This is a genomic window from Piscinibacterium candidicorallinum (assembly GCF_047549485.1).
GTDB classification, from domain to species: Bacteria; Pseudomonadota; Gammaproteobacteria; order Burkholderiales; family Burkholderiaceae_C; genus Piscinibacterium; species Piscinibacterium candidicorallinum.
This window is the reverse complement of sequence record NZ_CP180191.1, coordinates 3,768,962-3,782,621: the sequence shown is the minus strand read 5'-3', so window position 1 is coordinate 3,782,621 and position 13,660 is coordinate 3,768,962. Positions and strand designations below refer to the sequence as shown.

Annotated in this window: 17 protein-coding genes and 1 pseudogene; 12 read left to right on the top strand and 6 right to left on the bottom strand. The window is 66.4% G+C overall.

What is annotated here, in order from left to right; genetic code table 11:
- Positions 1-202: 202 nt before the first annotated feature.
- The 5 genes from ACMDW7_RS17145 (at position 203) to ACMDW7_RS17125 (ending at position 4,298) form a co-directional block, all read left to right on the top strand.
- The gene (locus ACMDW7_RS17145) at positions 203-496 is read left to right on the top strand and encodes an immunity 53 family protein (RefSeq protein ID WP_377304639.1); all 294 of its coding nucleotides are present in this window, start codon (positions 203-205) and stop codon (positions 494-496) included.
- A gap of 271 nt (positions 497-767) precedes the next feature.
- On the top strand, positions 768-1,142 hold the full coding sequence (locus ACMDW7_RS17140) for a 2TM domain-containing protein (protein WP_377304637.1): 375 nt from the start codon (positions 768-770) through the stop codon (positions 1,140-1,142).
- A complete protein-coding gene (locus tag ACMDW7_RS17135) occupies positions 1,139-2,254 on the top strand; it encodes a sensor histidine kinase (protein WP_377304635.1) in 1,116 nt (371 codons plus the stop codon). The genes ACMDW7_RS17140 and ACMDW7_RS17135 overlap by 4 nt, the downstream gene beginning before the upstream one ends.
- Positions 2,254-3,024, top strand: a complete 771-nt coding sequence (locus ACMDW7_RS17130) for a LytR/AlgR family response regulator transcription factor (RefSeq protein WP_377304633.1) — start codon at positions 2,254-2,256, stop codon at positions 3,022-3,024. Before ACMDW7_RS17135 ends, ACMDW7_RS17130 begins: the two co-directional genes overlap by 1 nt.
- A 176-nt stretch (positions 3,025-3,200) precedes the next feature.
- A complete protein-coding gene (locus ACMDW7_RS17125; protein ID WP_377304631.1) occupies positions 3,201-4,298 on the top strand; it encodes an META domain-containing protein in 1,098 nt (365 codons plus the stop codon).
- A gap of 22 nt (positions 4,299-4,320) precedes the next feature.
- On the opposite strand, the gene ACMDW7_RS17120 is transcribed toward ACMDW7_RS17125, so the two are convergent.
- Entirely contained in the window at positions 4,321-4,806 is a 486-nt protein-coding gene (locus tag ACMDW7_RS17120) for a DUF1203 domain-containing protein (protein ID WP_377304629.1), read from the bottom strand.
- Positions 4,807-5,096: 290 nt separating this feature from the next.
- On the opposite strand from ACMDW7_RS17120, the gene ACMDW7_RS17115 reads away from it, so the two are divergent.
- Both ACMDW7_RS17115 and ACMDW7_RS17110 read left to right on the top strand, forming a co-directional pair.
- Positions 5,097-5,486: a hypothetical protein gene (locus ACMDW7_RS17115; RefSeq protein ID WP_377304628.1), complete on the top strand. Its 390-nt coding sequence runs from the start codon at positions 5,097-5,099 to the stop codon at positions 5,484-5,486.
- Positions 5,487-5,581: 95 nt separating this feature from the next.
- Positions 5,582-6,025: a GNAT family N-acetyltransferase gene (locus ACMDW7_RS17110; protein ID WP_377304626.1), complete on the top strand. Its 444-nt coding sequence runs from the start codon at positions 5,582-5,584 to the stop codon at positions 6,023-6,025.
- A gap of 19 nt (positions 6,026-6,044) precedes the next feature.
- Here the strand turns inward: ACMDW7_RS17110 and ACMDW7_RS17105 are convergent, their stop codons facing one another.
- On the bottom strand, positions 6,045-6,464 hold the full coding sequence (locus ACMDW7_RS17105; RefSeq protein ID WP_377304624.1) for a hypothetical protein: 420 nt from the start codon (positions 6,462-6,464) through the stop codon (positions 6,045-6,047).
- Positions 6,465-6,620: 156 nt separating this feature from the next.
- Here ACMDW7_RS17105 and ACMDW7_RS17100 point away from each other — a divergent pair, with 156 nt between their 5' ends.
- Together ACMDW7_RS17100 and ACMDW7_RS17095 are read left to right on the top strand one after the other, a co-directional pair.
- Positions 6,621-7,223: an RNA polymerase sigma factor gene (locus ACMDW7_RS17100; protein WP_377304622.1), complete on the top strand. Its 603-nt coding sequence runs from the start codon at positions 6,621-6,623 to the stop codon at positions 7,221-7,223.
- Positions 7,224-7,234: 11 nt separating this feature from the next.
- On the top strand, positions 7,235-7,675 hold the full coding sequence (locus ACMDW7_RS17095) for a hypothetical protein (RefSeq protein ID WP_377304620.1): 441 nt from the start codon (positions 7,235-7,237) through the stop codon (positions 7,673-7,675).
- 34 nt (positions 7,676-7,709) lie between these two features.
- On the opposite strand, the gene ACMDW7_RS17090 is transcribed toward ACMDW7_RS17095, so the two are convergent.
- Complete coding sequence (locus tag ACMDW7_RS17090; RefSeq protein WP_377304618.1) at positions 7,710-8,327, bottom strand: 2-hydroxychromene-2-carboxylate isomerase; 618 nt, start codon at positions 8,325-8,327, stop codon at positions 7,710-7,712.
- A gap of 133 nt (positions 8,328-8,460) precedes the next feature.
- Here ACMDW7_RS17090 and ACMDW7_RS17085 point away from each other — a divergent pair, with 133 nt between their 5' ends.
- Entirely contained in the window at positions 8,461-8,814 is a 354-nt protein-coding gene (locus ACMDW7_RS17085) for a hypothetical protein (RefSeq protein ID WP_377304616.1), read from the top strand.
- A gap of 404 nt (positions 8,815-9,218) precedes the next feature.
- On the opposite strand, the pseudogene ACMDW7_RS17080 reads toward ACMDW7_RS17085, so the two are convergent.
- The 3 genes and pseudogenes from ACMDW7_RS17080 to ACMDW7_RS17070 form a co-directional block, all read right to left on the bottom strand.
- Positions 9,219-9,611: pseudogene (locus tag ACMDW7_RS17080) on the bottom strand (class I SAM-dependent methyltransferase); the annotation flags it as partial.
- Positions 9,612-9,643: 32 nt separating this feature from the next.
- Positions 9,644-10,702, bottom strand: coding sequence for a serine endopeptidase (locus tag ACMDW7_RS17075; RefSeq protein WP_377304614.1), 1,059 nt, complete (start codon positions 10,700-10,702; stop codon positions 9,644-9,646).
- A gap of 86 nt (positions 10,703-10,788) precedes the next feature.
- A complete protein-coding gene (locus tag ACMDW7_RS17070) occupies positions 10,789-11,337 on the bottom strand; it encodes a YaeQ family protein (protein ID WP_377304612.1) in 549 nt (182 codons plus the stop codon).
- Positions 11,338-11,396: 59 nt separating this feature from the next.
- Between ACMDW7_RS17070 and ACMDW7_RS17065 the strand changes: the two genes are divergently transcribed.
- Entirely contained in the window at positions 11,397-12,689 is a 1,293-nt protein-coding gene (locus ACMDW7_RS17065; RefSeq protein ID WP_377304610.1) for an NAD(P)/FAD-dependent oxidoreductase, read from the top strand.
- A gap of 190 nt (positions 12,690-12,879) precedes the next feature.
- A complete protein-coding gene (locus tag ACMDW7_RS17060; protein WP_377304608.1) occupies positions 12,880-13,557 on the top strand; it encodes a MarC family protein in 678 nt (225 codons plus the stop codon).
- Positions 13,558-13,660 lie beyond the last annotated feature (103 nt).

Genomic DNA, 13,660 nt, shown 5'->3' with positions numbered 1-13,660 from the left:
CTTGAAAGCCGCACCAGACAAGCGGAGCCGTTTGATGTCTCAACTGCGGAAGCGCTCAATCAATGCGCTCCTGACACGCGGCGCCTTCCCACGCACGAATTGATGTGTTGTCGCGCACTGTTCGTTGCCTCCGGGAAGCCTAGTGCTTCGGTCACTACGACTTGTGTAATGAACGTCGCGGCACTAACGGCGTGATGGGCCTATGGAACAGATTGCTCGATTGCAAGAGTGGTATTCAGACCAATGCAATGGCGGCTGGGAGCACACTCATGGAGTGAAGCTCGACACGCTGGACAACCCGGGCTGGTGGCTGGTTGTTGACTTGGGTGGAACAAATCTCGCGCACAAGCCATTTGAGGCAGTTGCGAGAGGTGATTCGGAATTCGATGCCGACTGGCTGCGCTGCAAAGTGGTGTCGGGCAAGTTCGAGGCGGCCGGAGGATCGAAAAACCTTGCGGACATGCTCGAGGTGTTTCTGTCTTGGGCCGGCTATTGAGAGCGCGCACGCTTCGGTTTGCTTACATGAGCAGCTAAAGAACCGCTCTGGAAGCCAATCTCCAGCACAAATCGCCCCAAGATCCGCACCAGACAAGCGGAATACCCCTCTGGGGCCAGCGTTCGCTGTTCGTTCAGACGTGCGGCCCCCACCATCCAAGCCAACCCACCACCATCCACCGCCACCGTCGTCGATTCATCGCCCGCCCGCTGCTTGAACCCGGATCGCGCCGTACGCTTGCGCCCATGTTGAATGATTGGCGAGCACAAACATGAACAAGCAGGAATTTCAGGAAGCGATGCGCGTGGAGGGGATGACGCGCCGGGAGTGGGAGATTCGCCGGCAGGTGCGGCGGCAGGCGGCGTGGTGGCGTGAGGCGGCCACACTGCTCACCGTGGTGACGATCACGAGTGTCGTCAATCTGGGGGCGCCGCGCATGATCTGGTGGGCGCAGCACTGGATCTGGGTGGCGTTCACGGTCTGGGGGGTGATCCTGCTGGGCCGCGGGCTGGTGATCTTCTGGCTGCCTGGGCTGGTGGGCGGGCCGGATTGGGAGGAGCGCAAGGTCAGCGAGCTGATGGCGCGACGCGAGGCGGCCCGCGTGGGTGCGCCCCCGGCCGATGAGCCCAAGGGAGGTGCGCAATGAGCTACCGCGTGCACGCAGAGCGCCGCCCTGGCGGCGGCGAGCATCTGACGCTCACGGACGACGAGGGCCGCATCCTGGACCGTCGCAGTCTGGACAAGGACGGCAGCGACGACGATGACGACGATGACAATCTGTTTGCGGTCCGCCGGGGTGGCCGCCTGGTAAGCAGCAGCTATGGCGACGAGCGGGTCTTTGCCACCCGCCGCGAGGCCGAGGCCTACTTCGAGGCCCGCAAGCGCGTGAAGGCCATGCGCGGGTTCTATGGCCACTTCACCGTCTATCTGTTTGTCATCGGCGGGCTGGCCATCCTGAACATCGCCACCACACCGAACAACATCTGGTTCTTCTGGCCCATGATCGGCTGGGGCATCGGCATCACTGCGCATGCCTTCGGCGTCTTCGGCCCGGACCTCTGGCTGGGCCGCGAGTGGGAGGAACGCAAGGTGCAGGCGCTGCTGGCCAAGGAGAAGATCCGCAGCCTGTCCACCGAGAAGCGGCAGATCGCCAGCCAGCTGCGCCTGCTGCAGGCGCAGATCGAGCCGCACTTCCTGTTCAACACCCTGGCCAATGTGGTCACGCTCACCGAGGTGAACCCGGCGCGCGCCAAGACCATGCTGGAGACTTTCATTGCCTACCTGCGCCAGAGCCTGAACATCAGCCGCCAGGAGCAGACCACTCTCGCGCAGGAAGAGAGCCTGCTGCGCAACTACCTGGACATTCTCAAGATACGCATGGGCCAGCGGCTGAGCTACCAGATCAACATCGCGCCCGAGCTGGCACAGACGCCCTTTGCGCCGATGCTGCTGCAGCCGATCGTCGAGAACGCCGTCAAGCACGGGCTGGAGCCCAAGGTGGAGGGCGGCGAAGTGCGGGTGAGTGTGGAGAAGAGCGCACCTGGTCGAATTCGCGCCGTGGTGCAGGACAACGGCCTAGGCTTTGACCCCGGCCGCAGCAAGGCCCGCACCACGGGGCGCGAGGACGCCGGCGGCGTGGGCCTGGAGAATCTGCGCGAGCGCCTGGCGCTGCTGTACGACGGAGATGCGCGCCTCAGCATCGAAGACGCCCAGCCGGGCACGCGCATCGTGCTGGACCTGCCGGAGACCCTCGACTGATGAACACTGCACACGCCATCCGCGCCATCGTGGCGGACGACGAGGAACTGCTGCGCGACTACCTGGTGAGCAAGCTCACGGCGCTGTGGCCGGAGCTGAAGATCATCGGCACCGCGGCCAACGGCATCGAGGCTGCGCAGCTCATCGAGCGTGAGCGGCCGGACGTGGCCTTTCTCGACATCAAGATGCCGGGTGCCACCGGCCTGGAGGTGGCCCAGGGCATCGAGGGCGACACGCGGGTGGTGTTTGTCACGGCCTATGACGAATACGCCGTGGAAGCCTTCGAGCGCGAGGCCGTGGACTATCTGGTGAAGCCGGTGAATGAGGAGCGCCTTGCCCGCACCTGTCAGCGCCTGAAGAAGGAGCTGGCCGCGGCCGAGCCAGCCCCGCAGATCGCCCAGGTGCTCAAGCAGCTCATGCAGCAGGCCAAGCCGCAAGGCGAGGGCCCGCTGAAGTGGATTCGCGCCAGCGCCGGTTCCACCACCCACCACGTGCCCGTGGCCGAGGTGCTCTATTTCCAGAGCGACGAGAAATACACCATCGTCAAGACGGCCACGGCCGAGCACGTGATCCGCACCACGCTCACCGAACTGGCCGCCCAGCTCGACGCTGACGAGTTCTGGCAGATCCACCGCTCCACCATCGTCAACCTCAACTTCATCGCCAGCACCCGCCGCGACGACAACGCCCGCCTGTTCGTGCGCATCAAGGGCACCGACACCGAGCTGCCCGTGTCGCGGGCCTATGTGCACCTGTTCAAGCAGATGTAGCCCGGGCTTTGAGGGTGAGAGCGGCTCTGGGTGCGGTTCTTCAGGGCAAAGTGGCTGAAGAGGCCCGCCCGACAAGCGAAGCGATGTTGAACGCATGCATACAGCGCTCCATCGCGCTACGCTCAGCGGGCCAGCCGGGCACCTCCAGCTCGGCTGCCAGCCCACGGAGCTCGCCCATGCACAGGTTTCTCATCGTTCTGCTTGCCCTGTGTGCCACGGCCTGCGGCAGCTTGCCCGCGCAGACTGCGGCACCTGATCGGGCTGTGGTCGTGACGGTGGACGTGACTGCGAGCTACCGCGAGCGCATCGCACTGCCGCCCGGTGCGGTGCTGGAGGTGACAGCCGCCGATGTGGCACGTGCGGATGCCGCGGCCCGCCCCGTGGCCAGCGTGCGTGTGGCGGCGGGCGCCGGCGGGCTGATGCAGGCGCAGCTCAAGCTGCCGTCCGCGGCACTTCAGCCTCCGGCCCGAGTGAGCGTGCGGGCGCGCGTGCTGGCGGCCGAGGTCCTGCTGTTCACCAGCGACACGGCCGCATTCGTGGCGCCCGAGCCGGCGCAGCAGAAGATCGAGCTGTTGCTGCGCCGTGTGAGTGCTGCTGGCGGTGCCCCGGCTGCAAGTGCAGAGCCGCGTACCCAGCGCTACTGGGGCCGCTACAGCCTGATGGCCGACACGGGCACCTTCATTGATTGCGCCAGTGGTCAGCGCTTGTGGGTGGTGCAGGAAGAGGCGAACGCGGCGCTCGAAGCCGCCGCCATCCGTGCGCGCAAGCAGCCGGGCGATGCGGTGCTGGCGACGGTTGACGGCCGCATCACCCAGCGCCCGTACATGGAAGGGCCTGTGCGCCCGGCGCTGATCGTGAGCAGCGTGGTGGATGTCGCCGCAGAGGCACAATGCCCCGCGCAGCTCACCGCGCCCTTGATCAACACCTATTGGGAGCTGACCGAACTTGGCGGCCAGCCGCCCGCGCTGCCACCGCACGGGCGGCGCCCGCACTTCATGCTGCAGCCCGAGCCCCAGGGTGCGCCCGGCGTGGCTGGCATCACCGGCCACAGCGGCTGCAACCGCATGACCGGCGCCTACAAGCTCAGGGGCAGCGAGCTGAGCTTCGAGCGCATGGCGGGCACACTGATGGCCTGCGCCGGAGCAGACGATCTGGAGCGCAGCTTCCTGCGCATGCTGAACGCTGTGCGGACCTGGCGCACCAACGGCCAGGAGCTGGAGCTGCGCGACGAGGGCGGCAAGGTGATCGCACGCTTCCAATCCCGGCTGATGTGAATCGGCAGGGGGGCTGGCCTGCTCACGCCCGCTCGATCAAGCACGCATAGCAGCCCGGCTTGGCGTAGTGCGCATGGATGTAGCGCACCTCGGGCCGGGCGAGAAAGCGCTCAATCAGCGTTTCGACCGCCGTGCCCTCCACCACATCTGCGCCCACGATCATGTGCTGCGCATTGAAGGCTCGCAGCGACAGCAGGCGTGAGCGCAGCACGTCCGGGACGTCATTCACGGCGCGGTAGGGCGCAACGCCGTCAGCCAGCGCGCTTTCCAGCACGAAGACCGCATGCCGTGAGCGGTAGGGCGAATCCACGGGCAGATGTTCATGGTTCACGAGCAGGACCACCTCGCCGGGCTCGGCATCGCGCATCAGGATGCGGTCCGGAATGCCGGGCTTGACCTCTGCCACGTGCCGCAGGGCGTGATGCCGGGCCAGCGCAGCATCATCCATGCCGCGCAGATGGGCGAAGTGTTGCGGGTCAAGGCCGGAGATCTGGAAGTCGATGGTCATGGTGCAGGCTCAAGGGAGGGTTGAGCCTGCAGGCTAGGTGGTGCGGCGTGCGAAAGCATTCCGATTCCTGCGGGACAGCCTGCGCTGCACTCCGCAGCGCTTGCAGGCCAGCCTCAGATTTCTGCATTCCATCGCAGCCCACAGGACAGGGCCGCCAGCCGGCTGCCACAGTGTGGGCATGCCTGCACGGGCTTCGCCAGCTGGCGTCGCCTTGCGGGCAGACCCTCCCTCACCATCAGGCCGCACCCGCCAAGCGGATGACAGAAGCCTGCTTTTTCAGGACCCTCCTCATGACATTCCCTTCACATATTGCTTCCTCTGCTTCCTTTCGCGCGCTTCGCAATACCCTGCTGGCGGCAGCGCTGGTCGGTGGGGGCGCCCAGGCGATTGCGCAGCCCCACGTGGTCGTCGAGCGCTCGCGCATCAGCCCTGCACAGGCCGAGGCCATGCGCGGCACCTATGCACTCAGCGATGGCCGTGAGCTGGTGATGGGCGGCTCGGCGCGCCGCCCGACGATGCAACTGGGCATGGAACCCAGCGTGGCACTCGTCAAGACCGGGGAGAACCAGTTCGAGTCGGCCGATGGGCAGGTCCGCATCGAGCTGCAGACGCAGTCCAACGGCCAGGTCAACGCGCTGACGCTGCGTACAGCGCAGACGCAAGCCGTGGCCTTGCGCTGAGCGCGCAAGCGACTCGGTGGCATTTGTGGCGTGCGCAGGCACACTGGGCGGGCGCGCTGAGTTTCTTCAGCGTGGCCTGCCCGGAGCCTTCTTGCATGACATCGACTGACCCATCGGACCGTGCGCCGAATCACCTGCCCGAGGGCGTGAGCATCCGGCCCATCCGGGATTCGGAAATCGAAGCGGCCCGGCAGCTGCTGGCGGCGGCGAACTGGGGCCCGCGCGTGAGCGACCCCGCGGTGTTTGCGGAACTGCTGCGCCGCTCACCGGTGGCGCTGGTGGCGGTGCGCGACGAGACGGTCGTGGGCTTTCTGCGCGCACTGACCGACGGCCTCTTCAATGGCTACATCTCGATGGTGGTGGTGGCTGAGGCGCATCGCAGGCAGGGCATCGGCGCAGCCCTGGTGCGCGCAGTCATGGGCGACCGCCCGGAGATGACCTGGGTACTGCGTGCCGGCCGTGATGGCGTGGCCGGCTTCTATGAGCGCCTGGGATTTACGCGCTCCGAGGTGGCCATGGAGCGGCCGGGGCGGCGTTGAGCGCAATGCGATGTGGTGCTCAGGCGGATGGCGGCTGGAAAGGTGCGGACGGTGCAGGCTCCGTCGCTGCCGACGCGGGCGATGCGGACGGGCTCGGCAACAGCGCGTGGATCAGCGCATCTTCGCGGCGCACCAGCAGATAAGCGCCCAGATTGCCCAACCCCAGCGCGCCGAAGATCAGCCCCCAGGTCATCGGTGAGCTCGCGTCCACGCCGACCCGGTCGATGATGACGAAGGCGACCGCCAGGGTGGTGAGCAGCACGCCCCAGCGCAGCATGCCCAGGCGCCGCATGCGTTCCTCGCCCGCCACGAGCGCAGCGATGGTCTGCGGTGAGCCGCCGCGCAGGTAGAGGTAGCGCATGCGGGCATCGATGATCATCTTGATGACCCAGACGAAACTGAAGAACAGGGCAACGGGGACGACGATGTGTTTGTCCATGAAGACTCCGGGGGCGCCATGCGCCGGTGGATGACAGGGCTTGGGTGCATGGATACGGCCTGGCAGATGCCGGTTGCAGTGGTTCGGCTGGCGCCGAACGCCTGCAACCGGTCGCGCGGCTGACGTATCCATGCCGTGCATGAAACGGACAGGTCGATGATCGAGGACCGCGCCATGGTGCAGGCGGTCCTGGCCGGGGTGCCCGGCGCATTCGAGCAACTGGTGCGCGCGCACCAGCGGCTGACCTGGCACATCCTGGCCCGCATGGTGCGCGACCCCGAGGATGCACGCGAACTCGCGCAGGAGACCTTCCTGCGCGTGCATGCCCAGCTGCACCAGTTCCGGTTCGAGTCGGCCCTGAAGACCTGGATCGGCCGCGTGGCCTATTCGATCGCCCTGCGGCATCTGGAAAAGAAGAGGCTGAATCTCGTCTCGCTGGATATCGAGCCCGTCGAGGGTGCAGCACCCGCCTGGGAGCCGGCCGACCCCGCCGTGGACGTGGAAGCCCTGTGGGCCGACGCGCAGCTGCGCGAACGGCTGTATTCAGCCATCGAGACCCTGCCCGAGCTGCCCCGCACCCTGCTGACGCTGTATCACCTGGACGAACTCTCGATTGCCGAGATCGCGCAGATCACCGGCTTGGCCACCGGCACCATCAAGAGCCACCTGTTTCGTGCCCGCGCTCGGCTGCGCGAGCAACTCGGCGATCTTGCATCGCCCGCCCGAGCTGGCCAAACCACGAACGCCGCCCGATTCTGAAAGCCTTCGCCATGTACACGCACCTCGACCCGAGCCACCCCTCCGCATCCGAGCAGGAACACCACTGGCAGGCCCAGGAAGCCGCGATGCAGCTTGAAGGAGCCAATATGCATCCGGCCGATGCAGGCTACCAGCTGATCCATCGCGCCCTGCAGGCCGATGAGCCCGGCGCACTGTCGGCCGACTTTGCCGCAGAGGTCGCGCGCAGGGCGCAGCTCAGCGCCTTGCCCAGCCTGGGCGGGTTTGAGCGCTGGCTGCCCGTCTGGGCGCTGATGCCTTTTGTGCTGGCCGTGCTGGCGTTTCTGGCGGTGGTGGGCATGCCGCCCTGGGCCGCGTGGTGGGCGGGGGCCGACGCCGGGCTGCGTGTGGCACTGGGCTGGGGCGTGCTCAGCCTGCTTGTGGTGGCTTTGGGTGCATTGCCCTGGGAGCGGCGGCTTGCGCGAGCTGCGTGAACCCGCTGTGTCGCGCGCTGAACGCCTTCGTCGTTCAGTGATCTTCGAGCTCGTGCAGCCACCATTCCACCTGGGGCAGCCGATCATGGCCCCAGAAGTGCTCGCCATCGACCACGATCCACGGTGAACCGAAGGTGCCTTGGGCAATCGCGGCCTCGGTCTGGGCCTTGAGCTTGTCCTTGTAGGCCGGGTCGGCGCAGGCCGCTGCGGTCGCGGCGCCGTCTGCACCCAGCTCGGCGGCAAACGCACCGATCCATGCCGGGTCATTGATGGGCGCGCTCTCGGTGAAGTAGGCACGCATGGCGCCCTTGGCAAAGGCCGGCACCTTGCCGGGCGCATGCTCGGTCAGGTAGATCGTGGCCCGCGCGATGTTCTGCGTGAGCATCGGAAAGTTGTCCGGGTAGCGGTAGGGCAGACCGCTGAATCGGGCGCTGCGCTCGAAGTCATGCTTCGAATAGCGTGCCTTGGGCTCGTACTGCTGCACCAGCGGCGCACTGCCGGACAGCGGAAACACGGCACCCAGCAGAAAGGGCTTGAAGGCCACCGTGCGTCCGTACTGCATCGCAATGCCCTCGATCTTCCAGGCCGCGAAGTAGCTGTAGGGGCTGGTGTAGTCGAACCAGAATTCCACGGGGGGCTTGGAGCTGGCCATCCGGTACTCCCATTGAGGTTGAGGTGCAGGGCACAGGGACATGCACTTGGGCAACTCGATCGTACGGGCTTGTAAGGATGCCCGCGGCGCATCGACTCACCCATATCACTTTGCACTTCATGCGGGGCAGGACATGCACAAGGTCGCACTCGTCATCTACAGCACGCTCGAAGGTCCGGGCACGTCCGCCATCTACCGCACGATGATGTTTGCGCAGGAGCTGCGCCGCGCGGGCGATGACGTCCAGATCGTCTTTGACGGCGCGGGCAGCAAGGCGGCCGCCGAGCTGGCGCAGCCCGGGCACCGCATGCACACGCTGTTCAACTCGGTACGCGGCGATGTCCGCGGCGTCTGCAGCTACTGCGCGAAGTCCTATGGCGTGCTGGCCGAGATCGAGGCGGCGGGCCTGCCCCTGCTCACGGATGACCGCGGTCACGCCAGCCTGCGGGCCCTGCTCGATGAAGGTCGGCAGATCATCACTGTCTAGCGGTGGCTGTGGCGCGCTCAGCGCAGCGCCGCGTGAAAGACCCAGGTGGTCATGGGAATGCGCACCAGCCCGTCCCGGGCGTGCGCATCGAAGAGACCGTGGAGCGCCGCGCGCAGTACATCCAGCTCGACGCTGTCCGGTGCGGGCGAGTAGGACGCGGAGCTCGCGCGCTGCACCAGGCCCTCGCGGTCCAGCCACTGTGCGTTGCTCAGCTTGAAGCGTTGCCAGTCCGCATGGCCGAACACGGTGGCCATGCTCGCGCGGTGCTTGTCTTCCAGGGTCTGGTCGGGCTGTGGCAGTTGCGTGTGTCGATATTCCTCGCTGGCGGCGGCAAGCACGGCGTCATAGGCCGCGATGAAGGGGTCATCGTGGTCGCGGATGTTCCAGAACAGGGCCAGCTGCGCGCCGGGGACAAGGATCCGCCGCAGCTCGGTGGCCAGTGCAGGCTTGTCGAACCAGTGGAAGGCCTGGCCCGCCACGGCCAACTGCACGCTGCCGGCGGCCAGCCCGGTCGCTTCGGCAGGCGCGGCCACGCTTCGAAACTGCGCACCCCAGGGCTGCAGCGCCGCCTCGCCTGCGGCGCGCATCTCGGCATTGGGTTCCACACCTGCGACGCAGAGGCCGGCCTGCAGGAAGGGCAGGCTACTCAGCCCGGTGCCGCTGCCCAGGTCGGCGACCAGGTCGCCGTCGCGCAAGGCGCAGACGCGCTTGAGCGTCGGGCCAAGGGCGTTGGGATAGCCGGGCCGCGCTGCCAGGTAGGCCTGCACGCGGTTGGAGAAGCGCTCGGTGTTCTTCATCGCACACGCGACCCTTGCGTTGCTCGGAGGGCTCAGGCCGACTCGGCGGCCACTTGATGCGCAGCCGGCTCACCGCAGGCGTGGCAGTAGCGTGCAAAGGCGTTCTTGCGCGTGTTGCACTTGCCGCAGCGGTCGAACAGACCGATGCCGCAATGCGGGCAGTGATTGTTCTCGGGGTTGGCCAGATCCACCGGGCGCTCGCAGCCCGGGCAGACCTTCTTGGCCAGGCGCGCCATGGCGAGGTCGTAGCTCAGGCTCTCGCGTCGTTGCACTTCAGGCTGTGCTTCGGCCAGCTTTTGCCGCTCCAGATAGCGCTGCATGGCGCGGATGGCGTAATGGCCGATGATGAGCGTCAGTGCAATGCCGACGATGTAGCGCACGTAGCCGCCATAGCTGGGCAGGTAAGGCACGAGCTCCACGAAGAAGGCAAACAGCGCAAAGAAGATGAAGCCCCACACAAAGGGCCAGTACTGGCCCTTGCGCTTCTTCACGAACAGCCAGCCGGCGATCAGCAGCAGCGGCAGAGTGAGCGCAAGCCGGTAGGCAAACACGCGCAGCTCCTGCTTGCGCCGCTCGGCCGCCAGCAGGGTGTTGGCGCTGTACTCCAGATCGGCCAAGGTCCGTTGCACGGCGCTGCGCTGCTGCGTGAGCCCGAGCAGCTGCGCATCGATCCCTTCGAGCACGCGCTGGGCCTCACGCTCCTTGGCCTTCAGGCCGTCCAGCGCCTTGGTGCGGGCGATGACTTCCGGGTCCTGATCGCTCTTCTGCGTGGTGCCGCGCGTGGCCAGCCAGTTGGCAAAGGTGTCCTGCGTCTCGCGCACATCGTTGCGCGCCGTGGTCAGGGCCAGCTGAGCGCGTTCACGCTGCTCTGAAAGCTCACGCTGCTGGTTCTCAAAGGCGTCGAGCTGCGCGCGCAGCGGCGCGGCCGCGGCCTTGTCGATGTAGTCATCGGTCTGCAGACGCTCTTCGACGCGCGGCAGATCGCTGACGATCAGCCCGCCCAGGCCGATCAGAAAGCCCGCAAACACCACCGCCACGAGCCACAGCCCTCGGCGAAACCACTTCTCACTAAGCCGAATCCCCTTGCTCATCGACGCACTCCCTTCGGGTTTGGAATGCGCCGCATGATGCGCGTGCGGCGCGGGCTTGCCTATCGCCCGTGCAGGGCAGGATCAACTCAATCGACTTTCGGTGTCATGAGCTGCACCACGTCAAGCTGCACGCTGCCGCGCTCACTCGTGACCATCACGCTGGCGTCCTGGATGCTGAACTGAAGGTTCATGCTGCGTTCGGCCAGGGCTGCGAGGGCCTGGCTCTGCGCCGCCGCCACGCTTTGCACCGTGAGATTGCGCGTGCGCGTGAGCTTGCTCTCGATGTTGCGCCACCAGATGTCGGTGCTGCTGGCATAGCCCAGCACACTGACTTGCTGCGCCCGCCCGCAGGCCTTGAGAATGGCGCGCTCGTCGGGCTGGCCGACCTCGATCCAGTGCGTGATGGCGCCCGTGAGGTCGCGCGTGAGCACATCGGGCTCGTCGGGGTCGGAGAGGCCCTTGCCGAAGCCCATGCGTTCATCGGCATGCAGCGCAAAGGCCAGCAGGCGGATCATCATGCGCTCGTCGTTCTCGCTGGGGTGGCGCGCGATGGTGAGGGCATGGTCCGCGTAGTAGTTGCGGTCCATGTCGGCGATCGACAGATTCGCCTTGTAGATGGTGGACTTGAGGGCCATGAGGTTCCGTGCGAAAGAAGCAGCGTAGCGCCTTGGCATACTGCGAGCCGGAGGTGAGCATGACCCGACCCAGAATCGTGATCATCGGTGCCGGCTTCGGCGGGCTGGCGGCGGCCAAGGCACTCAAGGATGCGCCGGTGGATGTCACCGTGCTGGACCGCACCAACCACCATCTCTTTCAGCCGCTGCTCTACCAGGTCGCCACGGCAGGGCTGGCCGCGCCCTCGATTGCCGCACCCATCAGGCACGTGCTGCGCAGGCAGGCCAACACCACCGTGCTGCTGGCCGAGGTGGTCGGCATCGATGTGCCAGCGCGCGAGGTGCTGATCGACGGGGAGGGCGAAACGGGCCGCGAGCGCATCCCCTACGACCACCTCATCGTGGCGGCGGGCGCCACGCACAGCTACTTCGGCCGGGACGATTGGGCCGAGCATGCACCCGGCTTGAAGACCTTGGACGACGCCTACGCCATCCGCAACCGCATTCTTGCCACTTTCGAGCAGGCCGAGCGGCTGACCGACCCCTCGGCGCGCGCGGCCTGTTTGCGATTCGTGGTGATCGGCGGCGGCCCGACCGGCGTGGAAATGGCTGGCACGCTGGCCGAGATCGCGCGCCACACCCTGCCCGGTGAGTTCCGGCGCTTTGATGCGCGCTCAACCGAGGTGCTGCTGCTTGAAGGCGGGCCGCGCGTGCTGGCGGCCTATCCGGAAGACTTGTCAGACAGCGCGCGCCGCCAACTCGAAAGTCTCGGCGTGCAGGTGCGCCTGAATGCGCGGGTGACGGCCATTGATGCTCGGGGCGTGGACGTGAGCACGCCTGCGGGCAGCGAACGCATCGGTACCGGGAACGTGATCTGGGGCGCGGGCGTGAAGGCGAGCCCGCTAGGCCAGCTGCTCGCACAATCTACCGGCGCCACGCTCGACCGTGCCGGCCGCGTGCAGGTGCTGCCGGATCTGAGCCTGCCCCTGCACCCAGAGATCAGCGTGATCGGTGATCTGGCCGTGATCGAAAGCGGCGGCAAGTCCGTCCCCGGCATCGCACCCGCCGCCAAGCAGATGGGTTGGTGCGCAGCGGCCAATGTGCAGGCGCGGATCGCCGGGCAGCCGGTGCGGCCTTTCGTCTACAAGGACTACGGCTCCATGGCGACCATCGGCCGCCACCGCGCCATCGCGCAGATGGGCCGCTTCAAGTTCGGCGGCATCTTCGCCTGGTGGCTTTGGCTGTTTGCGCACGTTTTCTTTCTCATCGGCTTTCGCAACCGCATCGCCGTCATGATCGACTGGGCCGCGCAGTACTGGACCATGCAGCGGCATGCACGGATCTTTCTTGCCGGTGATAGAAAGCGTCAATAATGGCCAGAATCAGAAAATCGACTTTCCGCTTATTTATAGAGAGTTTTGGCGGATTCTGTAAGAGAAATACTGTGATTTCGGCCACAGATATGCAAGCCAAGCATCGTTTGAGAGCGATTCTGCCCTGCGGCGCCTCTGCGCAGCGGCGCGACAGCACGTTCCCTCCCACTTCAGCCCGGCGATTACGCGCATGAACCTTCTATCCACCTGGATCGCCGCGCTGCTGATCGTGCCGGCCACCTTGCTGCCCATTCTCAATCCGCTGGGCAAGGTGCCCGTCGTGGCGGCGCTGGTGGCGGGGCAGCCGCCGCAGATTCACCGCCGTTTGGCGCGGCAGGTGGCGGTGAACTGCTGGTTCCTCATGATGGGGGCCTACCTGATCGGCAGCCATGTGCTGGCCTTCTTCAACCTGTCCCTGGCTGTGGTGCAACTGGCCGGGGGCATCCTGATTGCGGTGGCGGGTTGGCGCATGCTGTCCGATCAGCAGGATGACACCATTCAGAAGGCCGTGGCCTCTACCTGCGAGCAGGGTTGGAGCGAGGAGACGCTCAAGGTGCGCAGCTTCTATCCGATCAGCTTTCCGCTGAGTGTGGGGCCGGGCACGATCTCGGCGGCCATCACGCTGGGCGCCAGCACGCCCACGCGCCTGAAGGACTGGCTGCTCACCGTCAGTGCGGCAGTACTGGGTTCATTCATCGCCGTGCTGGCGATCTACCTCTGCTACCGCCACGCCGCACGCCTGGTGGCGCTGCTGGGCCGGCTGGGCACCATCATCGTGCTGCGCCTGTCGGCCTTCATCCTGTTCTGCATCGGCATCGACATTGCCTGGCGCGGGGTGACGGAGATGCTGGGGCAGCTGCCGAAGTAGGCGACGCGCGGCACCACGATCGCTTGTCTGGCGCGGCTTTCCAGCCATTTTGGTCTGAAAAGCCGCACCAATGCTGAATCCAAGCCCCCGAGTCCGGGTGTCA